Here is a 25,487-nt window from a genome sequence, read left to right on the forward strand (position 1 = left end):
TATGTAAGAACGTTGGTACAAGTTAATAGATGGCAATAGGTAAGATGCCCATAACGGATTGATGCAAGGGTTAATCTTATCTATTGTCATCTACATTCAAATATAAAGTATTAGAAATGATGGTTATAGTTAACTGGTATATCCATTCTAGGGAAACCGCCCATACCCATTCCAGGGAAACCGCCCATACCCATTCCAGGGAAACCGCCCATACCCATTCCAGGGAAACCGCCCATACCCATTCCAGGGAAACCGCCCATACCCATTCCAGGGAAACCGCTCATACCCATTCCAGGGAAGCCACCCATACCCATTCCAGGGAAACCTATAATACGGTGAGAATCGAATGTCATGTTGTCACCTACTTTTTATAAATATTTCATATTCTTTTACATGATATGCTTAAAGAAAATAAAGGAGCTTATTCTCCTTTATAATTAGGCAGACTAACTACTGATAACGGTGATTATGTGAACGAATATTCTCTTCAGAAGATTTGAAGTAACTCTTCTATGCTTCTAGATAGATTGACTTCCGCTAAGTGGTGTTATGTTAAATGTAATTATATAGAAAATATGTATTGTAAATCATACATTGATGTACTTTATTTTGATTTTTTTTTACAAAGTTTGTATACATTTTACGTTTTCAAACGTTAATTATATAGAAGGGAGAGTCAGATGAATCATGGTACATTTGTTCAGGCTGATAATGCTTTCATTTGAACAAACTTTCCTTTTTCATACTGATCACACACCTTTTTCTAGAGTAGTAATATCAGTATGTCCAAGTTTTATAGGTTTTTTGCACCAGAACCCACAACTTTTATTTTTAAATAAAAATCCACACTTGACTAGACTCATATACGCACACCATCCTTTCTAGACGAGCATAAGATGTACTAACGAACGAAAGGGGGTAATATTATGGGTTTTGGTTTTGGTGGAGGTTTTTGTGGAGGTTGTGATTTCAACAGATGTGATGATCGGAGAGATCATCACAGAGATCATCACAGAAAAGAAGAAAATAAAAGACAGGAGAATAAAAATCCAGAATTATTACAATTCTTAAGAACATTAACTCCTGGTACTTGTATTGTTATTCAATATGATCGTCAACCGCCTACAAGTGCAACATTCCAAGGCTTTCAAGGAAACAACGTCATTATTTTATCTGACTTTGATTGTTTCCCAGGATTAGCACGTATTGCGGTTAATAGAATTAACGTAATCTCTATAAATTCACCTGATTGTGATCGTTTCTGTTGCAAACGTCGTAGACATTGCAGAGAATGTGATGAGCATAAACATGAACGCGAACATGATCGTAGAGATGATTTTTAAAAATTAATTAATAGAAAAATCTTTCCTTTAATTTATAAGCCAATTTGCAAGAAAAACACCTATTAAAAAATAGGTGTTTTTCTTTTCTAAATTTTACTTAACTTATATGAAAGAAATTAATGGATTGGTTAGATTTCCTTCCTCTATCAAATGTCCAATTAACTAATTTATAAAAAAAAATTATTAATTTCAGCAATTGTACAAGCCATTTTTTATTACTTACATAGATTAACAATGAGATGATAATCATCTTACCATACCCCAAAACCCTAAATTACCCGTTCGGAAACTATCTTTAAAAGATAGAAAAAAGGGCAGTTTTTTAACTGTCCTTTTTTTATTATTTACAAATATATATATTAAAAATCAAATACATCTTACTAATAAATACATATATTATATAGAGCTCCAACACACTACTAAAAAACACTCCACTAACAAAAAAAGGCCTTATTTTCTATCTGTCAAGAATTTAATTTCCTTTTATATTTATAAATAGATATAATTCTTTTCTTATAATCGATACTACGCTTTTTATTCCACGTTTCCATGACCATGAAAATCCCTCTCATCTTCAAAGAACTTTTGCAACATGAGAGTTAGGACTCAGCAATTCAACATGCGGCATCACCATAATTCCTTTTTAACATTGATGTAAAAACAAGTATGAAGAGCACGTTTTAAAAAAGATTGATTAAAACTTACTCTTTAAAACATTTGCTCCTAGTCAATTATATTTCAATTGCGAATACAAAAACACAGACGTTAAAAATCTAACAATTCGTGAGTGGGATTGCCCTTCTTGTGGCGCACATCACGATAGAGATCGAAATGCAGCAATCCGTCTTCTAACCGTAGGAACTACGGGGATAGCCTAATCAATTAGAAAGCGTTAGGTTTCCGTACTTAGGAATCCCCTGTAGATTTAAAACAAAGTCGCACCGTTTTGAAAAAAGTGTAACCATTTATAAAAAAGATTAACCAAAATAATCTAATCAACATTTGAAAAACTAGCCCCTAAACTATTAATTAACAATTAAAAGCATGATAAAATTTACATATATAGGAAAGGTGAGGGTTATGAGAAAACGTTCATTGTTAGGAAAAATATTGCTTTTTTGGGGGCCGATTTTATTTGTTTTGGGACTAATTATGCTTAATATGATTACAGATATTATACAGTTTGAAAATACAAATAAAGTATTATCATTTAGTGTTCTTATTGCTGGAATAGCTTGTTGCATTGCGTCTAACTTTTTTAAAGAGCGTAAAGTATAAAATATTTTATGTATCTAAAAATGAGACTTCTATATAAGTTTTAATCAAACTTTTTTATAAGTAACCGTCAAAAGTTCACGCGGACCGGACCAGATGTCTTTCCCGTCCACCCTGAAGCACATGGTTTCCCCTGTATTATGGTAAACGTCTCCGTCAGCGAAGGATACCAATGCGGTCCGTTGATTGCACCATTCAGGCTGATATTATGTTTGACCAGCAAATACTCCCCCTGGTCGTCCTTGCTCCATTCCAGACAGGTGACGGTCGAGCCATCGCTAAACAAATGGATTAGGTTGTTACAAGGTAAAGGGAGTCCATTCTACTGGATTTCCTTTATTATCCACATTAATGTTTAACAAATCGTATTACTTAAAAATCTTTCGCAAAATTTTAATTTTGTTCCTATACGGTGGAAATACAAACCCTAAATCTATCCTTGAGCTTTTCTTTAAAATGCTTTTACGATGTGTAAAAGCATCAAAACTATGTTTCCCATGATAGGCGCCGAATCCTGCATTTCCTACTCCACCAAAAGGTAAGTGGAGATTAGCCATATGCGACATTGTATCGTTGACGCATCCTCCTCCAAAAGAAATTCGTCCTAATACCTGCTTTTCAACATTTTTATTTTCAGTAAACACATACAAAGCTAACGGTTTGGGATGGTTGTTAACCGTATGAATGACTTCATCTAAATCATTGTAATCCATAATTGGTAAAATCGGTCCGAAAATTTCTTCTTTCATAGCTGCATCATCCCATGATTTTACTTCAAGAAGTGTTGGTTCAATATATAAATGGCTTCTAGATGAATTTCCACCAAATACTATATAATTTTTGTCTTGCCCTAATATAGAAGTAAGTCTATCGAATTGTCTCTCATTAACAATTCGACCGTAATCATTGCTTTTAAATACATCTGATCCATAAAAGTTTGTAATGATTTTTTTCATTTTCGAAATCAGTTTTACCTTGACAGATTTGTGTACAATAACATAATCAGGTGCAATACAGGATTGCCCAGCATTTATGAATTTTCCCCAGATAATGCGCTTGGCTGCTATATCGAGGTTAGCAGTTTCATCGACAATAGCTGGTCCTTTTCCACCAAGTTCTAATGTTACTGGTACAAGATTTTTCGCCGCAGCTTCCATGACAATTTTTCCAACTTGAACGCTACCAGTAAAAAAGATATGGTCAAATGGTGCATGAATCAATAAAGAAGTTGTTTCCCTGCCTCCTTCAATTACACGAATGTATTGCTTATCAAACGTTTCACTTATTATTTTGTTAATTACAGCTGAAACATTTGGTGCATTTTCTGAAGGCTTGAGAACTACACAATTTCCTGCCGCAATTGCCCCAATGAGAGGTTCAATTAATGATTGGAATGGATAATTAAAAGGTCCAATAATTAGCACGGTACCATATGGCTCTTTTATTATGTAGCTTTTGGATGGGGCAAAATGAATAGGTGTTTTTACTTTTTGAGGTTTCATCCATTGTTTTAGGTATTTCATTATAAAATTGATACTGTTAAATGCGAAACCAACTTCTGCAGCGTATGCTTCAAACTCGCTTTTGTGTAAATCTTGATATAATGCGCTCAGTACTTGAGTTTCATATTTTCGAATAGAATTTTTTAACTTTTCTAACTGTTCAAGCCGAAATTGAAGACCTCTTGTATGATCATGATGGAAAAATTGTCTATGTTCTTGAATAAGTTGTTGTATGTTATCAACCACTAGGAAATCCCTCCAATAGCAAGAAAATATTTACATACCATGTCCATCAATTGTAGAGGGTATTTAATCCACATATCCTATTTACTAATGCATCCGTTTGTTGATAAAAGCTACTGTTAAACTAAGGGTGATAATCTTAGAAAATAATTTTAGACTGAAAGGGTGTTTTCTGTGTAGCATAAAATCCTTAAAAATTTCTCCAGTAGATCTGAAGGGATTTTTTGCTTACATAAGTGGGATTATTGGACTATTAATTATTACTAATTATCAGCTTTTGATGAATTAGAATTGTTTTCTAAAGAATTGCAACGATATATGTCACCTGATGTTTTAGAGCAATTAGCTAGAAATACAGGATTTGTGAAACAAAAAATAAATACCGCGCACAAGACTTAGTGGCCCTATGTATTTGGTTAAGTCAAAACATAGTTCATACTTTATTGACACAATTATGTAGTTGATTAGAAGCTAACACAGGCATTTCTATGAGCCCAGAAAGACTCAATCAATGCTTTAATTCTCAGGCTGTTCAGTTTTTACAACAACTTTTAGCACATTTACTTCATCAACAATTTTATTCTTCTACTGTGTACAAAATGCGCCAATTACTCCTCAACAAAAAGAAGCGAGAACTAAGTGAATGTAAAGCAATCTAAATCATTAAGGATTACTATTTATATTTCAATCTCTACAACAAAATGCCCAAGAACTATCAAAAATCTTCCTTTGTTTGTTCAATCTCTTGCATAAAAATGGGCGAAAGTCTCATCGCTATGAGAAGAAAACAGTCTTTGATATATTTGTAGCCTTGGAATAAAGTTTGATTAAATTAACTTAATAAACCTTGATAAGTATGTGGATAATAACTCTGTAATGGATGTTGATCCCGATGGGCACTGGGTATGGTTTGCAATAGGTGCAGGTTTTACAGCATATGATGCGTATAAAGCTTATAAGTCTGGTGCGAGTAGAAAACAAATCTTAATAGCTGGAACCTTAGGTATAGTTGGTGGAGGTAGAGTTAAAGTTAAAGCTGCCAAAGCCGTAGTTAAAAATGCAGGAAGAGCAGGGGGAAGTACCAAATTAAGACAATTAGCAACTGATTAAAAAGTTTCTAGATCTTTACGTGGATGGATTAAACAAGAGATTAATGAGATGAAGCGTAAAAAGAAAAAACATCTTCGGAATCCACCAGGATACCAATTAGCCCATCGAAGAGGAAAAGCATCAAGGAAAGAAAATTATATATTAATATGAAAATAAAGGGATATTAAATAGTTAAAAAAGAACTTAAATTCTTGACAGATAGAAAATAAGTTCTTTTTTTGTTAGTGGAGTGTTTTTTAGTAGTGTGTTGGAGCACTATATAATGTATGTATTTATTAGTAAGGGGTGTTTAATTTTTAAAATATATCTTTACAAATAAGAAAAAAGGACAGTTGAAAAACTGTCCCTTTTTCTATTTTTTAAAGATAGTTACCGAACAGGTAATTTAGGGTTTTGGAGTATAGTAAGATGATTATCATCTCATTGTTAATCTATGTAAGTAATAAAAAATGGCTTGTACAATTGTTGGAATTAGTAATTTTTTTTTATAAATTAGTTAATTGGATGTTTGATAGAGGAAAAAAGTCTAATCAATTAATTTACTTTTTTCATAAAATATGGTGTAAATAAATTTTTAGGAAAAAGGGGTTATGTTAAATGTCTTTTGAACGTAGATGTGAATGTGATGAGTGTAATAGAAACCGAAGAAGAAGAAGAGAATGTGAGGAGGTAAGAGAAGTGGGTAATTTTGAAAGACGAAGAAGATTAGATGGTATACGAGAAGGCGACAAAATTAATGTTTTTTCCGGTGGAGATCAGATTGATGGAACAGGGGTCTTTATTCGTGTAGAGGATGGATTTCTTATTTGGGTTGATGCTGGTGCGAACATTAACGTGACAAGCCTAGATGTTATTAGTGTCCGACGAGTACGTTAATAGTATTTTAAATAATGTGAATGTGATGAACGTAATAGAAACCGAAGAAAAAGAAGAGACTGTGAGGAGGTGAGAAAAGTGGGTGATTTTGAAGGACGGAGAAGATTAGATGGTATACGAGAAGGCGACAGAATTAATGTTTTTTCCGGTGGAGATCAGATCGATGGAACAGGGGTCTTTATTCGTGTAGAGGATGGATTTCTTATTTGGGTTGATAATAATGCGAACCTTAATGTGACAAGTCTAGATGTTATTAGTGTCCGACGAGTAGTTTAATAGTATTTTAAATAATGTGAATGTGAGGAGGTGAGAGAAGTGGGTAATTTTGAAGGACGAAGAAGATTAGATGGTATACGAGAAGGCGACAGAATTAATGTTTTTTCCGGTGGAGATCAGATCGATGGAACAGGGGTCTTTCTTCGTGTAGAGGATGGATTTCTTATTTGGGTTGATAATAATGCGAACCTTAATGTGACAAGTCTAGATGTTATTAGTGTCCGACGAGTAGTTTAATAGTATTTTAAATAAATACCAGTAAAAGATAAGGGAGAGGGCCCTTATCTTATTTTTTTTTAAGGATTATTATATTAATTATTTTGGGATTGATTATGTTATGTAGATTAAATTAAGTATTCAAATACTTAAAAAAGAAGGAATTTATATAAAAATAAATTCCTTTAATAAGATAATAGAAAGGTAGGGTACATTATATGTGTAGATTTTTAATTAGGTTTGTACATTTGGACATTTAAATATACGTAGGTAACTTTATGGGTTGGTGGTATAGGATCTATTAATCCTTAGTTATATAATATGAATAATTTGGTAATTGGCTTGTACATTTGTAATAAATTTATTGTTGTCAATATTTTATGTAGAAGGTGCCAAGAAATACTGTGTAGTTTTATTTCTTGGCATGGGTATTTATTTGGGTCTTTTGGATGCCGACTTTACAATAGTATATGTCTGCTTTATGGAATGGTTTGTTATTTATGTTCAGTTGGGTAACATTTAGAAAAGAAAAACACCTATTTTTTAATAGGTGTTTTTCTTGCAAATTGGCTTATAAATTAAAGGAAAGGTTTTTCTTTTAATTAATTTTTAAAAATCATCTCTACGATCATGTTCGCGTTCATGTTTATGCTCATGCTCATGCTCATCACATTCTCTGCAATGTCTACGACGTTTGCAACAGAAACGATCACAATCAGGTGAATTTATAGAGATTACGTTAATTTTATTAATCGCAATACGTGCTAATCCTGGGAAACAATCAAAGTCAGATAAAATAATGACGTTGTTTCCTTGAAAACCTTGGAATGTTGCACTTGTAGGTCGTTGAGAATCAAATTGAATAACAATGCAAGTACCAGGAGTTAATGTTCTTAAAAATTGTCGTAACTCGGGATTATGATCTTCTTTTCGATGATCTTCTTTTCGATGATCTTCTTTTCGATGATCTTCTCTTCGATGATCTTCTCTTCGACGATGACATCTATCGCAATCACAACCTCCACCAAAACCAAAACCCATAATATTACCCCCTTTCGTTCGTTAGTACATCTTATGCTCGTCTAGAGAGGATGGTGTGCGTATATGAGCCTAGTTAAGTGTGGATTTTTTATTTAAAGATAAAAGTTGTCTAATATATCATCTTTTTTTCTTTGTTTATTTCAATATATTCCAGTGTGATTTGTGGTGTACTATGTAACCCTTGTATTTTTCTATTCCACACAGTATGGTGAACCCAATCAAAGAACAGCTAAACTTTGCGATCCAAAGTAAGGGAAGTTAGTCCAGCCAGCAACCTGCAATCTTACTAGACTACCATCATCTTGGATATTAAATCCTGAAACTGTACCCTGATTTCCATTAAGGGTGTAAAATTGCCTTCCACCTTTACTCACTCCAACATCCATCGGAAGACCTGGTACTTGTACCTGACGGTGTACTGTACTGGTAATAGCCCTTACCACCGACAGTGCTCCATCGCGATCGATTCGGTAGGTGGGGATGGTGCCGCTAAAGGTTTTGATAGTGTAGGTGAAACGTTCATCCTTCGCTGTTACAATCCAACAAGCAGTTATATATCCGTTTGGTACAAAGCCGCTGATCACATGAATGATACCGTCGTTGCTCAATGAATAAGATGACAGTGTATTTGAAACTGCTTCTGTAACTAAGAGGATTCCAGACGATAAAAAATAAGCCCCCAATGGTCCTTGACTGTAAGAATCATTAACGACTGGTCTTGTAACCGTACCATTTTTATTTACATGGAATACACTGAGATGGTTTGATGTAAGCTCGGAGACAACAATTTTACTGGTTCTGGTGCAAAAAATCTCTTAAACTTGGACATATTGATAGTACTACTCTAGAAAAGGTGCGTGACATGGAAAGGGAAAATTTGTTTAAATGGAAGCATTATCAGCCTGAACTCATCTTACTAACAGTAAGGTGGTACCTACGGTACAATTTGAGCTTACGTAATCTGGTGGAAATGATGGAGGAAAGAGGATTATCAATGGCTCACACAACCATTATGCGGTAGGTTCATCAATATGGTCCTCAATTAGAAAAGAAAGTACGACATCATCTTAAATCAACAAATGATTCGTGGAGAGTCGATGAAACCTATATTAAAGTAAAAGGTCAATGGATGTACGTATATCGTGCAGTTGATTCAGAGGGTAATACAATTGATTTTTATCTAAGTAAATCGAGAGATAAACAAGCAGCCAAGCGCTTTTTCAAGAAGGCCTTGGCTTTTTCGTATGTTTCTAAACCTCGTGTAATAACAGTAGATAAGAACTCTGCCTATCCTGTAGCGATTCAAGAATTGAAAGAAGAGAAACATATGCCTGAAGGCATACAACTAAGGCAAGTTAAATATCTCAATAATATAGTGGAACAAGATCACCGGTTTATTAAAAGACGAGTTTGTTCTATGTTAGGATTAAAGTCATATAAAACAGCAATCTCTATATTGAGTGGTGTTGAAGCCATGCATATGATGAAAAAGAGGCAACTTGTTTTACCGGACAAGTCTGTCCAAAACCAGAAACAATTTATTCATAAATTGTTTGGCTTAGCTTCATAAGATAGAAATGAAGAGAAAATGTCTACTCTATGTTTCTAACAAATATTTTTGCACCAGAACCAAAAAAATTATACCAATAATGAATCAGATCGAAATCTCAAACTATATGAACAATTTTTGAAAAAGAATAAAGGTAAAATGACAGTTCACGATATATTTCATTATGCCAGAGAATTACATAAACATAAAAAAATATAAACAAGCCATTGAATTTTATAACAAGTTCTTAGACTACAAAGATATCCAATTAGAACACAGGCTTTTTGTTATGCATAAATTATCCAGTTGTTATCATCTAATCGGAAATTTTAAAAAAGAAAAAGAAATCACATTTCAGTCTTTAGAATACGATGTTCCTCAACCGGAATTCAGCTGTCGCCTAGGTGAATTCTTTCTTAAGAATAATCAGTTTTCTCAAGCTGCCTATTGGTATAAACAAGCTATAGAAGCACCTTCAGCTAATTCCGTTCATTTCATTGAACAACAACCCTTTAAAAGGTGGTTACCGCATAAACAATTAGCGTTTTGCTACTTTCAGCTAAAAGACTATAAACAGACTTATCATCATAATAAAATGGTTCTTAGTTTCTTACTAACTGATGAGGAGACCCTTAATAATATTAAAGTAATCAAGGAGTTAATGATGATTGATTAGCAATCATAGGATGTTTGATCACCTATAAAATAAATTTTTTTCAGATGGTGTAAACATCCTATAGATTTAACGAATTCTCCTTCCTCAAGCGTGTGTAGGGCAATAGCCCAACGGTAGGTGGGAGATGAATTTCGGTTTGGCGTAGCTAAAAAGCACTTGACTTTGCTAATCATTTTACCGAGAACAGACGGAAATAAAACATACGGCATCTAAATCAACGTCTACAATCTTATTAGCAACTTTTATTTTTATTTTAGCTGGAGGTCTTAAATCGTTATCTGCATTTTCCTCCTGAACATCAATTAAAACCCCTTGTATAAGGTTTTCTTCATTTTGTAGTCGAATTGTGATTTTCTTTCCAATAAATCCTTGTAAGTAAAGTGCTAAAGAAATACCAAAGAAAGTATTAATTAAAAGAGGATTTGCTGCTACTGTTTTTCCAAAATGTAATATTAAATTTTGTCGAATAGGTGGAGTAAAGTTAAATGGTAAAGGTTGAGGTATAGGATTTTGATTACAATCCCGTTTCAATAAACAAAGTTGTAGAAATGGGATCAGTATTTTTCCTTTTTTTTCGTTGGTTAACTCAATGAAATCCTTCCCTGCATTTGTTAAAGTGCCTATTTGCTTTTCCTGTGTATTGTCACATGCAATAATTGCTTGTACTTTTAAACCACGAAGTGTTAAAAGAAAAAGCTGTAAAGCTCTTGTGTTTTCTGGATCTCTTGGATTTGAAATAATATGGAGTAAGTTATTTGCTTCTTCAATGCACACTTGTAATTGATCTAATTCTTCTTGTGGAAGTGAGCTGTTAGGAGAAGGGAAGACCGGTGGGGCATCCGGAAAGCAAGTAGATAATGGAGGACAGGGAGTGGTATTAAAATAAGTTGGAGTCCATATTGGGTTTGGGTTGTCCATTTTCATAAGTTGAGGGCTCCTTTCGTTTCATAAAATATGATTAGTATAATAAATGCAGTTGTCATACTTTCTGTGTCATCATTCATCCCGTTGCATACGAAAAAAAGGCTATCACCTGCTCTTTACAAGTGGGATAGCCTGCTAGCTTAAACTCCTGGGATTTGTTGAATGTTTGGAATCTTAAATTTCCCGTCTTCAATAAAGAATACTTCAATCTCGTCAATATGTACACGACCCGTCATATTATCAAATTCATTAATATGAGTTGTTTCAATTTTAATAAAAGCGTAATCCCCCTGCACTTCAACAATGGTACCGATAATCATAAAAGGGAATTGTGCAATTAGAATGAAAACCCGAGAACCGATGTGGTTTTCAAATTCTTGTGCAACATTAGCACGGCGTAATTCATTAATTAAAGAATTGTTAACTGAGCTTCTACACACCGGAGGAAGCGGATTTTTCTCTTTAAGTTGATCTTGATTTTTCATTTTTTACACCACCTTTATTATTATGGAATTGGAAACTTAGTATTAGGATCAAAGGGTAAGAAGAAGACGATCATTTCAATTGCAAAATTGAGAGGTGTAGGGAATTGAAAAAATGGTGCATTATTCATTTTAATGATGACAGGATAAAGTGTAATGAAGCCATCTGTTACTTTTACAATTTTCCCAGTGAAAATAGGACGAAATGTTTGCCCTAAAAGATTTAGTTGATCAGAACGTGTAGACAATAAAATGTTTTTTCCTAATAAATCGACAAATACTTGATTTTCAGGCAGAGTTGCTGTATTTTCTAAAGGGATTTTTTTGGGTGGTGAACAATCTACTGTTTCAGGTGGTCGTTTTTCATGTTGTTGTTTTGATTTGTTTTTTGACATACGTATAGCGTTAAATCTCATGGTATGTACCAAGAGAAAATACGCATATCCCCCTTTCATTATGAATTTTTACTATCAATTTATTATTATGCAGGGGTTTGTACTTTTATTTCCATAAAAAGAAAAAACCACCTTTTGTTTTTGGTATGTCTCTTTTTTATTCAATTTTTCATAAGCTAAGAAGAGAATGAGTCAAAGGAGAGGTTGTCTTTTGCGGTCTGATAAACAAAATTTAAATATTCCTGGATCAGTAAAAAAGAAAGAAAGTTTAGAAGGTAAAAATCGGAAAATGGAACAGAATACTTTAGAGCAAAAAATAGAAGTCCCCATTGTTAAAGAATCACAAGTGAACAAATCGATAGGTAATAGAAATCCTATATGTAAAGAGTTGGTCCCATTGAATTTTAATGGTTTAAAGGAAAGATTAAATTTCCAGCTTTTAAAAAATATCGGAAATAGAATAGAAGTAACAATACGTTGTGATGAGAATGATGAAAAGGTTATTGTTGGGAAGATTCAAGAAGTGGGAACAGATTTTATCGGCGTATTGCAGAAACGAAAAGTAATAGTGACAATACTATGGGTAAATATAAGAGAAATTCGTTTTAAAGATGGAGATGTAATTGTGATTGATTAACCTGATGCAGAAGAAGTGATTTAGAGTGTATTTGATACAGAGAATATGAAGGCTATCCCTAAAAAGCAGGGATAGCCTATTTTTTAGGGATTTCGTAAAGGGGGGAGTTTGTTATTACTCTTTCCTAGTACCCGAAGTATCCCCCACATACCAAGTTCAATGTCCCAGCGAATATTACCCGAACGGTACATATAATCTCCAGGTCTGCCGTTTAGACCACCAGCTCCATGTGCAATGACTAAATTTGCTCTGGAACCAACGCTGTTTTCTCCTTGGACAGCGATATAGGTTGAGTCTAAATTAGTCTCATTTCGAAGCCATGAATGTCCGTGTATTGTAAAAGCATGTGCTCGTGGTTTGTCAGCAGGGAAAGTATAACGAAAGATAATTGGATCATTTACATGTGCTAAAAAGATTGGTGTAGCAGGATCTCCGTGAATTTTTGTACTAAATACTGCTGAAACATCTGGATTTTGCTTTAAGCGATGAATGATACGTTCTGAGCGGTAGTTAAAGCCGCGAGATCCTTGATCTTCTGGATCTTCTAGTCCTTCTTCCGGTGCTATAAAAATTACTTCGGGATCAATAATAAGATTGCCATTTTTATCTACAAGGCGAACACCATCATGCATTAATAAAGCAAATTCGCGAAATTCTGGGAAAAGTGGATGTGAAATAACTGCTTGATTACCCGTTCGGATTGGCGTGCGCTTTATAGGATCGAGATGAAGAGCGCCAGTTTGTTCTGTAATTAGCATACCAAAAGCTCCGTGGTGCCGGTGATTACGTAAATCAGCCATATCCCAGAGATTACAAGCACCAATATTACGATCAATAAACCAACGATACGTAATACTTTCCCCTGGTGCTACGGTTTGATCAGGGTTAAATCCAACTGTAGCACCATCTGAGCCAAGAACGTCATATGCGACCATTTGTGCATGAAGAGAAATTCGTCTGGATGGTGTGAAAATAATATCTTCATCGGGCACTTCTGGATAACCATGAAGTTCTCCTTCGTTATGAAATGGCTCTGTTAATTGATTGTGGAGAGTAACTTCTACACATTCACCGGTATTCGTACGTAATATAAGTGGTTCGGGATTTATTTTCCCGTTCTTTATATTTTCAACATCTTCTTTTAAAGCGAAAATAATACCAACGGGATCATTATCACCAGCTTTGTTATATTTAATTTTGGTTTGAAATGCAACAACTTCAAATTTTCGAACTGGTGCATTTGGTGGACAAGGCTCACCAGGATCTGTTGCTGGTGGAGGTTGCTCCTCAGTAGGTTTTGGCAATGGTTTTGTTCTTTTTGGTGGTTGCGGTCGGTCTGGTAGAGGGAATAGCTTCGGAACCCGCTCTTTAAATGTCCGGAAAATTCCCCAAGCTCCGAGCCAAATATCATCAATTCCACCGTAATAGTACAGCATATCAAAATCGCCATCGCCTTCAACCGCAAATTCCGCTGTAAAAGCTTCTGATATTCCAATAGTTTGTTGTTGAGTAAATTCTGATTCTAAATCCGGACGATTTCTACGCCAACGTTGTCTGTGTAAGTTAAAGCTATGAGATTCCTCATGGGCGCCTTGAAATAATCGAATGCGTACTGGATCACCATTATAAGTTTGTAATAATGGTGTCACAGGATCTCCATGAAGGAAAGAGCTAAAAACAAAAGCTGGGTCAGTTTCAGGATTTGTTAATCGTGCTGATAGCGGTTCATTTCGGTAATTAATTGCCATAACGCCAGGGTCACCCTCAGAACCTGAAAATTCAGGTGCATTAAGTGGTTTACCCCTACGATCAAATAAAAGCGAAAAATCATGAACAAACAAGGCAAATTCACGAAAATCAGGTATGAGTGGATTTGTAATGATTGCTTGTGTACCAGACGGTAAAATTTTTCCTGTACGAGGATCGAGAAACTGTGATCCCTTTGGTTCAATACATATTCCTCCAAATAAACCATGCTGTTGGTGTGAATTCGCAAATAAATGATCATGAAAGAAAACAGCCTTCAATTCAACATCTGCAAACCACTGCATTCGAATTGTTTCACCTCGTAAAGCGCTACTATCATAATTCCAGCCAACATTAGCACCATCGGCAACGAGAGGATCGAATTTGACGAAGTGTACGTGAGTAGCTGCTTCATATGTTCGTTCTACAAGTTGAAATGCATTTCCGCCTAATGTTTCTGGAAACTTATTTGTAAAGTTAATACGAATACATTCACCGGCATTCGCACGTATGACAAAGGGTTCTGGTTTTTTACGACCAGATAACACATCTTCTTCATCTTCTTCTAATACAAATATACGACCTTCTGGATCATTCCAGCCTTCTTCGTTATATATAATAGGTACTTGAATACCAACGACATTAAAAACCCGTTCTACTTTTGTGCCTTCGGGACAAGGGTTCACAAATACGGCACCCGGACGAGCGTTTGGATCAAATTGATTGATTTCAAGCTCTGTTGATTTGCGGCCACCTACAATTCCAAGTGGTGGACGGGGAGCTTTACAACCAAAAACACCAGGAATAAAGTTTGGAAATCCGGGCTTTTCGCGTGTAGGCGCAGGTGGAATTGGTCGATCAGGAAGCGGCTGTAATGCTGCAATAGGGACACCATTTGGATAAAATTGGTTTCCGTCTTGTAATGTATTAAAAATACGATTCATTCCCCACATTCCCTCACCAAAATGAGGATAAAGATGACAATGAATAATAACATCGCCAAATGCACCTTGTAAGCTTCCGGCACCGTATAAAGGTGAAACGGTCAACGAATTTTGTGGACTGATAGATAATGAATCGACCTCTAATGAATCGATATTGTTACGTTCAAATAGCCACTGATGGACGTGATAATGAAAGACATGTGTTTCTTTTATCCCGCCATGAATAACACGAATTTTAAGAGGGTCTCCTACATAAGCACGTAAAATAGGGCTGGCTGGATCACCAAATACCCAGGAATCATGATGAACTTCTTCACCTTCACAATCAGGACAAACAATACCTTCTTGGATAAGGCGAGCACGATTTCGCATTGGTTCAGACCGGTAGTTAACGGAGTGTGTCGCACTGTTTTGTAATGTATGGGGATCAATTGGTTTTGCTCCTGTTAAATCTTTTACTTCCATCTCATCATGAAAAAACCATGCGAACTCCCGAAATGAAGGTAATAGTGGATTATGGATATCAGCGTAAACGCCGCTGTTAATAGGTAAGCCTGTTATAGGATCTGTCCATGTAGACCCTTTTGGTTGTGCGATTAATGCCCCAAATAAGCCATGTACATTACTTCCTTCTTCGCTGGAAAGTGGATTGCCTAAATCAGAGAAAAGGTGAATCTCTTCACGGATGATTTCCCAAGTGTAGATTCGTTTTTGACCAGGTGGAACAGTAGTGTTTTTGTTATTTCCAACAAATGCTCCATCTGAAGTCTGTACATCGTACTCTGCTAATTGAATATGCATGGAAGTGCTAAAAGGTAATTGGTTTTCAAAGGTTACTTTTACGGTATCTCCTACATTGGCACGAATAACGAGTGGTTGCACGAGGTCTACTGTTGAAAAAGGATTTTCCTCTACGAGCTTTTTTACTTTACTGACATTTTCTTTTAAAACATATATCTTACCCTCAGGATCGTGATCGCCATAGTTGTTAATAACAATGCGAATTGGAATGGCAACCACATGATATTCCCTCAGCATTATATCAAGCCCCCTTCCAATTAAAAAGAATTGCGTTCTATCTCAAATATAAAAAATGATGTGAAAAAATATTCGTACTTTATTGGTGTTTTTTTACAAAAATAGATGATTATATATTCCTATCCAGTCGTGAATTATTATATTACATAATAATAGAATTGCCTGAAAACAAAGCGAAAGAAAGGTGTTTTTTTTCTGTTTGATAAACATGTATAGGTGTATCGAACAAAGGAGAATGGTTAGTAATTGAATTGTGAAGAAAGTTGCTCCAGATGTATTTAAATTTATATAAGTAAAATAAATAAACAGATTATAGGTGAATAAAATGGCTGCCAAAATACAAGCATATAGATGGAATTTAGGGAGAAGTGATTGAACAAAGAGTTGCTTTTGAAAAGCAGCCATAAATAAATAACCTCCTCCTAAAACAGTAACAATATATAAATAGATATTTTCAAAAAATATTGTAAAAGGAGATGGGAATATAGTTAAAGTATAGACTGTCATACTTTTAATAAACAGTATAAGAATTATCCATAAAATACGGACTACATTTGAGCGAGAAAGAAAGAAAAAGCCCATGAAAGCAAGTGAAAGTAAGAAAATCCAGGAAACTCCATACAATATATCTATAGGTATTGCTAATATTTTTTGATTCATATTGAAATCAATTGTATTAATAGATTGGATTATAAGTAAAAGTAATGTCACGAGCAAAAAAAATAATTGGAAAATAAACAGATTAGTTTGATATTTTTTTTGGGGTGTAGAATCAGTAGATTTAAGCAAACTTCCCCAAATAATCCATCCAATTAACATAATGATACTAACGTAATGAAATATGTTCATCAAATAAAGAAGTGTAATCCAAGTGTTGTTTGAAACGGTTGCGAAAATATTTCCGCAAAATTGAGAATCATACTTAAGTTGAAAGAGTGAAAGAAATGAAAAGATGGACTGTTTTTTTTTGTCTTTTGACAGTGTATCAATTGTAAATATGTAAGAATCACGAATTATTTCCCCATTTTGCAAAGGTATATAGTAAATAACTGTATAAACACCGCTTGTTAATGGAGGTAAATGTATAGATAAAGTTGCTTCGTTATTCGAAAATTCAATCGATTCTTTAACCCTATTCGTTCCTTTTTCATCAAAAATTTGAACAGTAGCTTTTTCTGTATTGATTTGAGCTGAAAAAGTCATTGAAAGATTTGATGGAGAATTTGTTAATTTCTGATTTGACTTAGGAGTTGTTTGTATGATGTTTGTTTCTGCAAAAACATGTTTTGTTTGAAAAAAAAGACAGATAAAACTAAATAAAATGATTATATGTTTCCATCTAAGAAGTTTGCACATAACTAAATCGCTCCTCCACTAAAAACTCGTTAATTTCGAACGGAAAAGCGTAGCAAAATGAAAGATAAAAATACGACTATAGTTGTGCAAATAATTAAGAAAGCGGGCTGTGTTGAATGTAAACCGAGCATAGGTCCCATGAGTCCAGACATAATACCGCTTGCTACACCTGTTAGCAGTGTTTGATAATCAACTAATGCTCCAAATACAATGCCAACAGTAACAGCGATTATCGTTGTGACAATTGTAATGACGCCTTCATCTAAAGGGAATTGTGATCCGAGAACGGCACCGACAGATAAACCAATAGCTGTACTAGATAACATTGCAATATTCATACCTAAGTGATAACCAATCAGATGCCGAGATTTGTATAAGTAGACGTATGAAATAGCTGCTATAAAAAAATAGCTAAATAAAAGAATTGCATTTAAAAAATTCATTTGTGTTTTCACCTCCATACTAAACTATGAGTTACCATCATAAAATATCTATGATGAATGAAGAAATAGGAGGTTTTTATGCAGAAGGACATAATAAAAGTTCGTGATAAGGATCGTCTTGTTTTCGATTATAGTGAAAAAAGAGAAGAAGGATATACATCTCCAGCTAGTGCTTTACCGACTCATGAATTAAAGATGCTCCAAGAATACATGCATGGTGCTAATTTAAAAGTACTTGGTGAATGCTTACCAGAGCGAAAACAAGTCATGATGCTAATGAAATTTTTTAAGCATAAACGTTATCAGCGCGTGGAAGTTTTTTCGAATCGGGGTGGGAGTAGCTTACATACAGTAGCGAAAGTAAATGAAATTGGCCGAGATTTTGTTGTGCTTACAACATTAATGGAGCGTATTTTTATCCCATATACAGCGATTCAAAACGCGAATATCCCGTATGCAATACCTAATATTTCTACATCTCATCAGCACTTAATATATGATGAAAATCTCCGAAAAAAATTGATGCTGCAGTTTGGAAAAACCGTAGCAGAACAAGTGAATTTAAAACAACAATTTTTTGAAGAAGCATTTATAAATCATTTGCAATTATGGGAAGGGACATATATAAAACTATACGATCAAAAAGAAGTTTATACAGGGCGGATTACAAAAGTTACGAATGAACATATTTATTTAAGGAAACGTAGTAATACACAAGAAATAGCAATAAGGGATATTACCTATATTAATATCATGCGTATTTCCACCGTTTTTTCAAGTTTTGTAAAAAGGGTGAAGAAAAGGCTTCATCAATTACGAAAAAAATAAAGTGAAACTTTAATCAGGGGGTGTTTTCTTCATCCCACACTAATTATTAGCCTTTACCAATCCGGCTTTTACGAACAGTTTATCTCCTATCTAAAATCGGGACTTTCGTCCCTTCAAGAATTTTTGAGGGAGGAAAATTCTTTTAGACAGTGCGGTTAAAAACGTTATCGATTATAATAGAAGAGACCTATTCTAGATGGAAAAATAGAGAAAATCTTTAAGGATGATATTAGAGATTTTAATAAAGAAAATGAATAATTAATATTAAATAAAAGAACGTAACTTTGAATTTTTTTCTAATTACGTTCTTTTATTTTGTAACAATTTTATATGAGTTAACTAGAACATGACTTTATCTGAAAGTTGTTCATTTGAAGAATAACAGGCCGTGACCTGTATTGAGCTAAACTCTTTTATAACCTATTTGAATTGATAATCATACAATGATACAGAAAGGCTTTTCTAACATGTAGTTACCCCTTAGATCCCGAAAGGACACCTAATTAAGGTGTCCTTTCGGGAAGAACAAGCATATATTAAAGTGTAGGACGAGTTCAACCGCTTTTATTCTATTTTGATACGCAGTTAAAACTCCTTATCAAAAAAAGAGCGCCCACTGCCATGGGTGCTCTTTTTTTATTAAATTTATTGTTGTTAATATTTTATGTAGAAGGTGCCAAGAAATACTTTGTAGTTTTATTTCTTGGCATGGGTATTTATTTGGGTCATTTGGATGCCGACCTTACAATAGTATATGTCCGATATATAAAATGGTTTGTTATTTATGTTCAGTTAGGTGTTTTTCTTGCAAGTTGGCTTAAAAATTAAAGGAAAGATTTTTCTATTAATTAATTTTTAAAAATCATCTCTACGCTCATGTTTATGCTCATGCTCATCACATTCTCTGCAATGTCTGCGACGTTTGCAACAGAAACGATCACAATCAGGTGAATTTATAGAGATTACGTTAATTCTATTAACCGCAATACGTGCTAATCCTGGGAAACAATCAAAGTCAGATAAAATAATGACGTTGTTTCCTTGAAAGCCTTGGAATGTTGCACTTGTAGGCGGTTGACGATCATATTGAATAACAATACAAGTACCAGGAGTTAATGTTCTTAAGAATTGTAATAATTCTGGATTTTTATTCTCCTGTCTTTTATTTTCTTCTTTTCTGTGATGATCTCTCCGATCATCACATCTGTCGAAATCAAAACCTTCACCAAAACCAAAACCCATAATATTACCCCCTTTCGTTCGTTAGTACATTTTATGCTCGTCTAGAAAGGATGGTGTGAGTATATGAGTCTAGTTAAGTGTGGATTTTTTATTTAATTATGAAATTTGTTTAATAAAGATCTTTTTATATATTATCCCTTAAACATTACATACCAATAATATGTTATTGAAAAAATTTGCCAACTTGTCTATTTCAATTCTTATGCTCGAACATATTCTATTTTGATAACTAATAATAAGTTAATTTAATAGAATTACATTGTTAGGTGTCCAAATTAAAAGTAAAGGAAGGTATAGAGAATGGATAATATGGATAATACTGAAATTCTAACTCTGTTGCAAGCATTTCAATTGGTAGGGGCGAGAGTTGTATTATTTTTACCATCATTTCACGTAGAAGGAATTATTACACAAATTGGAACAAATTTTGTTACTCTTCGTCGTGGTAATGGGGAAGCTATTGAAGTAGAAAGTAATGCAAATGGTGGGGCTCTTGAAAATCCAAACCAAATTAGTGTTATGATTAGTAGCATTTTAGCGGTAAGTGATGATCGAGGAGCATAATAAATTAAAAATGTACTGGGTATTATAAATACCCAGTACATTTTTATATAATGTGCTTACTATATAATACATAACTTATTATAGGGGGGATATAGATGTGTCAGTTTTGTTTAAATTCTGATAATAACAAACGTAAATTTAGATTGTTTGATATAAATCCGATTCCTCTTATCGCTCCATTTAAATCAAGAAGGAGTTTTGATACTGTATTAGAATCAGAACAATCTTCTGATGTTTTATTAAAATCAAAAATGTCCTCTAACACCTCTTTAGAATCAAAGGGATCTTCTTCTTATCATTCAGTAGTGAATAGTTCTAGTAATAATTTTGCAGAATTTACAAATGAGATTAGAGAACTTTTATATGCTTATCAGTTGCTTCATTTACGTACTGTATTGTTTTTAGAAGGAATTCATATTAGAGGTTTTATAATGAATGTGAGTCGAAATTTAGTTACTGTTATTGGACCAAATATAGAAGTAGCAAGTAATTCAACTGGTAATATTATAGGTTTTCCGAACAAAATTAATGTTAGACTTGAGTCTATTCAAGCAATTGGTGATGCAGAATAGTTTTCTCGTTAAAATGTAAAAAATAATAGGGTAACGAGTGATTTTTAATTATATTATATAGCAAAATTAAATCGAAAATGTATCAAGCATATAATAGCGGTGACATCGGGAAATATTAATCTGTACGTTAGAGTTTCCCCTTGTATTTTGAGAAGGCGCCTGAATAAGTTGTCTTTTTGTTTACACCTTGTGAGAATGACAAGCATATACTGGAGTGTGGGGGAAGCCACTTTATATATAAGAGCATCCAACAATTGTGGATGCTCTTTTTATTTGCACATAAGGAATTGTTAAACATACTATATTGAAGGGGCTATTCTACCAACTCCTTTTCAGAGGGACATGTATTCCGCAATAGAGCTGTGCCATGTGAAAAGGAAAAGCATTGCTATTTATTTTATACTCATAATCTTTCAAGGGCACTTAAGGATTTTTGTTGAATATATCTTCCATAATCAGGAATAGCTACTCCATCAAAAATAAAGTTGGTTTGTACATAATTTGTTTGGAATTGTACAGTCTGTGTAAGTTAAATGTCTCTAGTGAACTACCCCCCACTTACCGGTTATCACCGCTTGAAGTGGGGGCTTCCTGATTCTACAAGCATTGCCTATCCCTTACGAGATCCGGTCTTACACGCTCTCCACAGGCGTAGATTATACTGTTCGGACAAGACCTTGCCCTACAGTTATATAGATGTTATGTACATTTAATAAGCTGGCTGATACGCAATTTGCGTTAAGCCGGCTTTTTCAATGTGAATCGCTGCATTGTGGATGGATTTTGCTAGGTGACGGTTACGTACCATATTTTTGATTTTTAGGTCTTCTATACAAATTACACCCTAGCTGTTGGTTAATCTGAAGCTTAGTTTGTGCAAGAAATCCTTACATTGATTCGCTATCTTCGTATGAATTTGTTGTACTTTGGCTACTTGCTTGTACCAGTTCTTCGAACCTTTTTTTATTTTTGAATGTTTACATTGCGCACGTTTTAATTTACGCTCTTCTTTGCGTAGGAACGTAGGATTTTGAATTTCTTCTCCATTAGATAGAACCGCAAATTTTTTGATGCTTACATCAATACCAGTTATTTTAGTTGCATTACAAATAGAACCTTGGTTTACGTGTTTTTCAACACAAAAAATCGCAAACCAACGGTTCCCTTGATGCTTTATGACAACTTGTTTAACGCGACCATCTAATTTACGGTGCCATTTGATATCAATGACCCCTAATTTCGAGATAAGAAGTTTACCGCCTTTTGTGAGAGAACACATACGACGGCTTGTACACAACGAACCATCCTTCTTTTTATATTTGAACATACCAAATTGAGTAAGAGTAATAGAACGATATTCTTTAAAACTTTTCCTTTTTGGATAGCTAGCATCCTTTTTAAAGAACTTTTTATAGGCTTTTTCCAAGCGCGCAAACACTTCTTGAAGAGGTTGCGAAGGAACCTCTTTTAAGAAATGATATATCTTTTTATCAAGTTTTTGCTGATCTTGTAATTCATACCGTGTTAAGTCTTTTTTGTTTATAATATCGTTGTTTATCTAGCAAAGCGGAGTTATATTGCTGACGACAAATGGAAATCCATCTCTCTAATGTATGTTGTTGTTCTTCTGTAGGATAGATTTCAAACCTGTAGTTCAATTTCATTATGTCGTCACCTCCGAATGTTTGTTCCAATAACTCTACTATAAACAAATTTTACGATGCTTTACCACTCAGAAGTACTTTTGTTAGGTCGGGCCATTCATCTCCCACCTATGCTGCGCGTGGAGGAAGGAGAATTCTGGCTGAAGTTCGTTAAAATTCCTCTATTAATATATTTAAAGCTTTTGACTTTATCCTTTCATATTCCATAGCTCCAGCAAGTTCGTCAGCAAGTAATGGTGATTTTCTGACGTATTTTTCACGAATTACATCATATAACTCGTATGGAAATAGCATATCAATAAACATAATTTTCTTCTGCTCTGCTGTTAAAGGAGAAACTGACTCATATGCGTTAATCATAATTTGAAATTGGTTTTCATTCCAAACACCAGTTGTATCTAGTAAAGGAATAATCATTTTACGCAAGTCTCGAATAGGGAGATCGTAAGAAACTGTATCTAAGTCAATTACCCAAATTTGATTACTTGGATCTAATAAGGAATTTCCTGTTCCATAATCTTGATGACATAAATTTGGGAATGTTTGTAATTCATCAGTCCATTTTGTATATTCAGATTCCAATAGTCTTTGGTGTGTATGTTTTGCTTCTAAAATGAAAGCATCAATTTCAGCTAAGTACAATTGTGAAAATGGGTCATCCGGCATAGTTGTGGATAAAGTTTTCCAAATTTCCATCTGCTGAAATCTTTTAATGTAATGATTGGGCCAACGTCCCAGCTTTGTAAAGATAGGTATGCCTGGTGGCGGTTTGTAGCCAATAGAAGCTACATGAAAATCCGCTAGACCTTTCATAATCATTTCAAGATCTTCTTGCATTGTAAGCTCAAACGGTCTTCCTTCAATCCACTCATAAACAACAAATAAAAATGGACCGTGTTTTGTATATAACTGATTCAGTTTGCTTGGAATTATGCTTGGAACACGCATGCCTTTTTTGGCGAGATAATCTTGAGCATGAATGGAAAATAAGGCTTTTTTTTCAGGGCGATGAATTCTTTTTAAGCAAAATGGTCCATCTGTAGTATGAATTTTCCAGACTAAGGCCAGTTGTCCACCTTGTACTAATTCGATTGTAGTCGCATCAATATCCCAATGTTTAATCATTGTCTCTGCCAATACTACTAATTTTTGCTCCTCTTCGGGTGATAATGTATATACCGCATCTTCATTGTGATTCTCCAAATATGTCACCATCCTTTTATACTCTCTTATTACTGTATGGTATATGGCCATTTTTGTTCTAGCCATTTGCCTTTAAGAAGAAAAAGTAATGTTTACCAAATTTAATTATAAAGAATGAAAAATAATTGATAACTCACAAACATAAGGGTTTCTTCGTAATATATGAAGAGGATTGCATTTTTATGAAACAGGGGGGAGATTAAGTGAAAATTGCGATAATATCTACTGAAAAGCTACCTGTGCCAGCTGTACGAGGTGGAGCTATTCAAATTTATATAGATTCTGTTGCTTCCATTATTGCTTCAAATGGAAAAAATGTGACAGTTATTTCTATAACAGATCCTAATTTAAAACCAGAAGAAAAAAATGGTGGTGTAAGGTATATACGTTTTCCAGAAGAGGAATATCTGCCTTATATTATTAAACATTTGAAACAGGAAAAGTATGATGTGGTTCATTTATGTAATCGTCCCAATTGGATTACGATTTTACGTGAGGCGGCACCACAGACCAAATTTGTGTTAAGTGTGCATAATGAAATGTTTGCATATGAAAAGATAAGTGATAAAGAGGGCGAAGCATGTATTGCAGCTGTTTCCAAAATTGTAACAGTTAGTGATTATATAGGAAAAACAATAACCTCGCGCTTTCAAACTGCAAAACCTAAGACAAAAACAGTATATTCTGGTGTAGATGTAAATGAATATTATCCTTCATGGACCGTGAATGGTACAAAAGTTAAAAATCATGTACAAAAACTGTTAAATTTACAAAATAAAAAAGTGGTTTTGTTTGTTGGACGCTTGAGCAAAGTAAAAGGTCCTCATGTTTTGCTACAAGCTCTCCCTAAAATCATTGAGGAAAATCCAGACATTGTAATGGTTTTTATTGGTTCAAAATGGTTTGGAGATGACAATGTAAATAATTATGTAAAACATTTATATACCTTAGGCGCAATGTTTCCAGAAAATGTAGTCTTTATTAAATTTGTTAAGCCGAAGGATATTTCAACACTTTACGCTATGTCAGATATTTTTGTCTGTTCTTCACAGTGGCAAGAGCCTCTTGCTAGGGTACATTACGAAGCAATGGCAGCGGGATTACCAATTATTACAAGCAACCGAGGTGGTAACCCTGAGGTAATTGAAGAAGGGAAAAATGGATATATTGTCAGTGACTTTGAGAATCCTGATGCATATGCAGAAAAAATAATTAATCTATTGAATAGCGAAAATAACAGAAAACAGATGGGGAAATATGGACGTGCGAAAGTTGAAAAAGAATTTAGTTGGAACCGAGTTGCCATGGATCTAATGAAAGTGTATGGGGAAATTTTATAGAA

The 25,487-nt window shown here is 34.2% G+C and carries 23 protein-coding genes and 8 pseudogenes; 17 read left to right on the forward strand and 14 right to left on the reverse strand.

Annotated elements, in window-relative coordinates; genetic code table 11:
* Positions 1-110 precede the first annotated feature (110 nt).
* A complete protein-coding gene (locus ACTFQM_RS24620; protein ID WP_440036664.1) occupies positions 111-353 on the reverse strand; it encodes a hypothetical protein in 243 nt (80 codons plus the stop codon).
* 573 nt (positions 354-926) lie between these two features.
* Here ACTFQM_RS24620 and ACTFQM_RS24625 point away from each other — a divergent pair.
* From ACTFQM_RS24625 to ACTFQM_RS24635, 3 genes and pseudogenes are all read left to right on the forward strand, one after another.
* Positions 927-1,343 carry a hypothetical protein gene (locus tag ACTFQM_RS24625; protein WP_440036665.1) on the forward strand — a complete coding sequence of 139 codons (417 nt, stop codon included), beginning with the start codon at positions 927-929 and terminating at the stop codon, positions 1,341-1,343.
* 701 nt (positions 1,344-2,044) lie between these two features.
* Positions 2,045-2,221 (forward strand): annotated as a pseudogene (locus ACTFQM_RS24630) (zinc ribbon domain-containing protein); the annotation flags it as partial.
* Positions 2,222-2,423: 202 nt separating this feature from the next.
* Complete coding sequence (locus ACTFQM_RS24635; RefSeq protein ID WP_440036666.1) at positions 2,424-2,621, forward strand: hypothetical protein; 198 nt, start codon at positions 2,424-2,426, stop codon at positions 2,619-2,621.
* A 365-nt stretch (positions 2,622-2,986) separates the two neighbouring features.
* On the opposite strand, the gene ACTFQM_RS24640 is transcribed toward ACTFQM_RS24635, so the two are convergent.
* Entirely contained in the window at positions 2,987-4,366 is a 1,380-nt protein-coding gene (locus ACTFQM_RS24640; RefSeq protein WP_440036667.1) for an aldehyde dehydrogenase, read from the reverse strand.
* A 315-nt stretch (positions 4,367-4,681) separates the two neighbouring features.
* Here ACTFQM_RS24640 and ACTFQM_RS24645 point away from each other — a divergent pair.
* The 7 genes and pseudogenes from ACTFQM_RS24645 to ACTFQM_RS24675 form a co-directional block, all read left to right on the forward strand.
* Positions 4,682-4,953: pseudogene (locus ACTFQM_RS24645) on the forward strand (IS4 family transposase); the annotation flags it as partial.
* Positions 4,942-5,183 (forward strand): annotated as a pseudogene (locus tag ACTFQM_RS24650) (IS4 family transposase); the annotation flags it as partial. The pseudogenes ACTFQM_RS24645 and ACTFQM_RS24650, both read left to right, overlap by 12 nt.
* Positions 5,184-5,239: 56 nt before the next feature.
* Complete coding sequence (locus ACTFQM_RS24655; RefSeq protein ID WP_440036669.1) at positions 5,240-5,473, forward strand: hypothetical protein; 234 nt, start codon at positions 5,240-5,242, stop codon at positions 5,471-5,473.
* 12 nt (positions 5,474-5,485) lie between these two features.
* Positions 5,486-5,623 (forward strand): annotated as a pseudogene (locus ACTFQM_RS24660) (polymorphic toxin type 8 domain-containing protein); the annotation flags it as partial.
* A 447-nt stretch (positions 5,624-6,070) separates the two neighbouring features.
* A complete protein-coding gene (locus ACTFQM_RS24665; RefSeq protein ID WP_082183346.1) occupies positions 6,071-6,349 on the forward strand; it encodes a hypothetical protein in 279 nt (92 codons plus the stop codon).
* A 15-nt stretch (positions 6,350-6,364) separates the two neighbouring features.
* Positions 6,365-6,625: pseudogene (locus tag ACTFQM_RS24670) on the forward strand (hypothetical protein); the annotation flags it as partial.
* Between the two features lie 39 nt (positions 6,626-6,664).
* Positions 6,665-6,862 (forward strand): hypothetical protein, encoded by a 198-nt coding sequence (locus ACTFQM_RS24675; protein ID WP_400487681.1) that lies wholly within the window; start codon positions 6,665-6,667, stop codon positions 6,860-6,862.
* A 588-nt stretch (positions 6,863-7,450) separates the two neighbouring features.
* On the opposite strand, the gene ACTFQM_RS24680 is transcribed toward ACTFQM_RS24675, so the two are convergent.
* Together ACTFQM_RS24680 and ACTFQM_RS24685 are read right to left on the reverse strand one after the other, a co-directional pair.
* On the reverse strand, positions 7,451-7,882 hold the full coding sequence (locus tag ACTFQM_RS24680; protein WP_440036671.1) for a hypothetical protein: 432 nt from the start codon (positions 7,880-7,882) through the stop codon (positions 7,451-7,453).
* A 218-nt stretch (positions 7,883-8,100) separates the two neighbouring features.
* A pseudogene (locus ACTFQM_RS24685) lies at positions 8,101-8,676 on the reverse strand (lactonase family protein); the annotation flags it as partial.
* A 68-nt stretch (positions 8,677-8,744) separates the two neighbouring features.
* On the opposite strand from ACTFQM_RS24685, the pseudogene ACTFQM_RS24690 reads away from it, so the two are divergent.
* Together ACTFQM_RS24690 and ACTFQM_RS24695 are read left to right on the forward strand one after the other, a co-directional pair.
* A pseudogene (locus ACTFQM_RS24690) lies at positions 8,745-9,452 on the forward strand (IS6 family transposase).
* 57 nt (positions 9,453-9,509) lie between these two features.
* Positions 9,510-10,107, forward strand: a pseudogene (locus tag ACTFQM_RS24695) (tetratricopeptide repeat protein); the annotation flags it as partial.
* Positions 10,108-10,281: 174 nt separating this feature from the next.
* Here ACTFQM_RS24695 and ACTFQM_RS24700 read toward each other — a convergent pair.
* The 3 genes from ACTFQM_RS24700 to ACTFQM_RS24710 all read right to left on the reverse strand — a co-directional run bounded on the left by ACTFQM_RS24700 (position 10,282) and on the right by ACTFQM_RS24710 (position 11,908).
* Positions 10,282-11,031, reverse strand: coding sequence for a hypothetical protein (locus tag ACTFQM_RS24700; RefSeq protein ID WP_440036672.1), 750 nt, complete (start codon positions 11,029-11,031; stop codon positions 10,282-10,284).
* 140 nt (positions 11,032-11,171) lie between these two features.
* Positions 11,172-11,516, reverse strand: a complete 345-nt coding sequence (locus ACTFQM_RS24705; protein WP_440036674.1) for a hypothetical protein — start codon at positions 11,514-11,516, stop codon at positions 11,172-11,174.
* A gap of 20 nt (positions 11,517-11,536) precedes the next feature.
* Positions 11,537-11,908 (reverse strand): hypothetical protein, encoded by a 372-nt coding sequence (locus tag ACTFQM_RS24710; RefSeq protein ID WP_440036675.1) that lies wholly within the window; start codon positions 11,906-11,908, stop codon positions 11,537-11,539.
* A 211-nt stretch (positions 11,909-12,119) separates the two neighbouring features.
* Here ACTFQM_RS24710 and ACTFQM_RS24715 point away from each other — a divergent pair, with 211 nt between their 5' ends.
* Positions 12,120-12,545, forward strand: a complete 426-nt coding sequence (locus ACTFQM_RS24715) for a hypothetical protein (RefSeq protein ID WP_440036676.1) — start codon at positions 12,120-12,122, stop codon at positions 12,543-12,545.
* Between the two features lie 83 nt (positions 12,546-12,628).
* Here the strand turns inward: ACTFQM_RS24715 and ACTFQM_RS24720 are convergent, their stop codons facing one another.
* From ACTFQM_RS24720 to ACTFQM_RS24730, 3 genes are all read right to left on the reverse strand, one after another.
* Positions 12,629-16,273, reverse strand: a complete 3,645-nt coding sequence (locus tag ACTFQM_RS24720) for a multicopper oxidase domain-containing protein (protein ID WP_440036677.1) — start codon at positions 16,271-16,273, stop codon at positions 12,629-12,631.
* Between the two features lie 93 nt (positions 16,274-16,366).
* Positions 16,367-17,629: a copper resistance CopC family protein gene (locus tag ACTFQM_RS24725; protein ID WP_440036679.1), complete on the reverse strand. Its 1,263-nt coding sequence runs from the start codon at positions 17,627-17,629 to the stop codon at positions 16,367-16,369.
* A gap of 29 nt (positions 17,630-17,658) precedes the next feature.
* The gene (locus ACTFQM_RS24730; RefSeq protein WP_440036680.1) at positions 17,659-18,072 is read right to left on the reverse strand and encodes a hypothetical protein; all 414 of its coding nucleotides are present in this window, start codon (positions 18,070-18,072) and stop codon (positions 17,659-17,661) included.
* A gap of 78 nt (positions 18,073-18,150) precedes the next feature.
* Between ACTFQM_RS24730 and ACTFQM_RS24735 the strand changes: the two genes are divergently transcribed.
* Complete coding sequence (locus tag ACTFQM_RS24735) at positions 18,151-18,900, forward strand: hypothetical protein (RefSeq protein ID WP_440036682.1); 750 nt, start codon at positions 18,151-18,153, stop codon at positions 18,898-18,900.
* 855 nt (positions 18,901-19,755) lie between these two features.
* Here ACTFQM_RS24735 and ACTFQM_RS24740 read toward each other — a convergent pair.
* Positions 19,756-20,142, reverse strand: a complete 387-nt coding sequence (locus ACTFQM_RS24740) for a hypothetical protein (RefSeq protein ID WP_440036683.1) — start codon at positions 20,140-20,142, stop codon at positions 19,756-19,758.
* A gap of 309 nt (positions 20,143-20,451) precedes the next feature.
* Between ACTFQM_RS24740 and ACTFQM_RS24745 the strand changes: the two genes are divergently transcribed.
* Together ACTFQM_RS24745 and ACTFQM_RS24750 are read left to right on the forward strand one after the other, a co-directional pair.
* Positions 20,452-20,706, forward strand: coding sequence for a hypothetical protein (locus tag ACTFQM_RS24745; protein WP_440036723.1), 255 nt, complete (start codon positions 20,452-20,454; stop codon positions 20,704-20,706).
* Between the two features lie 95 nt (positions 20,707-20,801).
* Positions 20,802-21,278 (forward strand): hypothetical protein, encoded by a 477-nt coding sequence (locus ACTFQM_RS24750; RefSeq protein WP_440036684.1) that lies wholly within the window; start codon positions 20,802-20,804, stop codon positions 21,276-21,278.
* A gap of 844 nt (positions 21,279-22,122) precedes the next feature.
* On the opposite strand, the gene ACTFQM_RS24755 is transcribed toward ACTFQM_RS24750, so the two are convergent.
* From ACTFQM_RS24755 to ACTFQM_RS24765, 3 genes are all read right to left on the reverse strand, one after another.
* Positions 22,123-22,836 carry an RNA-guided endonuclease InsQ/TnpB family protein gene (locus ACTFQM_RS24755; protein ID WP_440036724.1) on the reverse strand — a complete coding sequence of 238 codons (714 nt, stop codon included), beginning with the start codon at positions 22,834-22,836 and terminating at the stop codon, positions 22,123-22,125.
* A complete protein-coding gene (locus ACTFQM_RS24760) occupies positions 22,793-22,942 on the reverse strand; it encodes a helix-turn-helix domain-containing protein (RefSeq protein WP_231595898.1) in 150 nt (49 codons plus the stop codon). Before ACTFQM_RS24760 ends, ACTFQM_RS24755 begins: the two co-directional genes overlap by 44 nt.
* 150 nt (positions 22,943-23,092) lie before the next feature.
* Positions 23,093-24,196, reverse strand: a complete 1,104-nt coding sequence (locus tag ACTFQM_RS24765) for a CotS family spore coat protein (RefSeq protein ID WP_048374828.1) — start codon at positions 24,194-24,196, stop codon at positions 23,093-23,095.
* 152 nt (positions 24,197-24,348) lie between these two features.
* Here ACTFQM_RS24765 and ACTFQM_RS24770 point away from each other — a divergent pair, with 152 nt between their 5' ends.
* Complete coding sequence (locus tag ACTFQM_RS24770) at positions 24,349-25,485, forward strand: glycosyltransferase family 4 protein (protein ID WP_025151163.1); 1,137 nt, start codon at positions 24,349-24,351, stop codon at positions 25,483-25,485.
* Positions 25,486-25,487 lie beyond the last annotated feature (2 nt).

Origin of the sequence: Bacillus cereus group sp. MYBK30-2, from assembly GCF_051915945.1 — a bacterium.
Classification (GTDB): domain Bacteria; phylum Bacillota; class Bacilli; order Bacillales; family Bacillaceae_G; genus Bacillus_A; species Bacillus_A paramycoides.

Excerpts from the sequence above, each read along its gene's own strand:
- ACTFQM_RS24740 (WP_440036683.1), bottom strand. The coding sequence starts at position 20,142 with ATGGGTTTTGGTTTTGGTGAAGGTTTTGATTTCGACAGATGTGATGAT.
- ACTFQM_RS24720 (WP_440036677.1), bottom strand. The coding sequence starts at position 16,273 with ATGCTGAGGGAATATCATGTGGTTGCCATTCCAATTCGCATTGTTATT.
- ACTFQM_RS24760 (WP_231595898.1), bottom strand. The coding sequence starts at position 22,942 with ATGAAATTGAACTACAGGTTTGAAATCTATCCTACAGAAGAACAACAA.
- ACTFQM_RS24725 (WP_440036679.1), bottom strand. The coding sequence starts at position 17,629 with ATGTGCAAACTTCTTAGATGGAAACATATAATCATTTTATTTAGTTTT.
- ACTFQM_RS24730 (WP_440036680.1), bottom strand. The coding sequence starts at position 18,072 with ATGAATTTTTTAAATGCAATTCTTTTATTTAGCTATTTTTTTATAGCA.
- ACTFQM_RS24735 (WP_440036682.1), top strand. The coding sequence starts at position 18,151 with ATGCAGAAGGACATAATAAAAGTTCGTGATAAGGATCGTCTTGTTTTC.
- ACTFQM_RS24680 (WP_440036671.1), bottom strand. The coding sequence starts at position 7,882 with ATGGGTTTTGGTTTTGGTGGAGGTTGTGATTGCGATAGATGTCATCGT.
- ACTFQM_RS24705 (WP_440036674.1), bottom strand. The coding sequence starts at position 11,516 with ATGAAAAATCAAGATCAACTTAAAGAGAAAAATCCGCTTCCTCCGGTG.
- ACTFQM_RS24710 (WP_440036675.1), bottom strand. The coding sequence starts at position 11,908 with ATGTCAAAAAACAAATCAAAACAACAACATGAAAAACGACCACCTGAA.
- ACTFQM_RS24635 (WP_440036666.1), top strand. The coding sequence starts at position 2,424 with ATGAGAAAACGTTCATTGTTAGGAAAAATATTGCTTTTTTGGGGGCCG.
- ACTFQM_RS24745 (WP_440036723.1), top strand. The coding sequence starts at position 20,452 with ATGGATAATACTGAAATTCTAACTCTGTTGCAAGCATTTCAATTGGTA.
- ACTFQM_RS24700 (WP_440036672.1), bottom strand. The coding sequence starts at position 11,031 with ATGAAAATGGACAACCCAAACCCAATATGGACTCCAACTTATTTTAAT.
- ACTFQM_RS24665 (WP_082183346.1), top strand. The coding sequence starts at position 6,071 with ATGTCTTTTGAACGTAGATGTGAATGTGATGAGTGTAATAGAAACCGA.
- ACTFQM_RS24750 (WP_440036684.1), top strand. The coding sequence starts at position 20,802 with ATGTGTCAGTTTTGTTTAAATTCTGATAATAACAAACGTAAATTTAGA.
- ACTFQM_RS24655 (WP_440036669.1), top strand. The coding sequence starts at position 5,240 with ATGGATGTTGATCCCGATGGGCACTGGGTATGGTTTGCAATAGGTGCA.
- ACTFQM_RS24620 (WP_440036664.1), bottom strand. The coding sequence starts at position 353 with ATGACATTCGATTCTCACCGTATTATAGGTTTCCCTGGAATGGGTATG.
- ACTFQM_RS24765 (WP_048374828.1), bottom strand. The coding sequence starts at position 24,196 with ATGGCCATATACCATACAGTAATAAGAGAGTATAAAAGGATGGTGACA.
- ACTFQM_RS24625 (WP_440036665.1), top strand. The coding sequence starts at position 927 with ATGGGTTTTGGTTTTGGTGGAGGTTTTTGTGGAGGTTGTGATTTCAAC.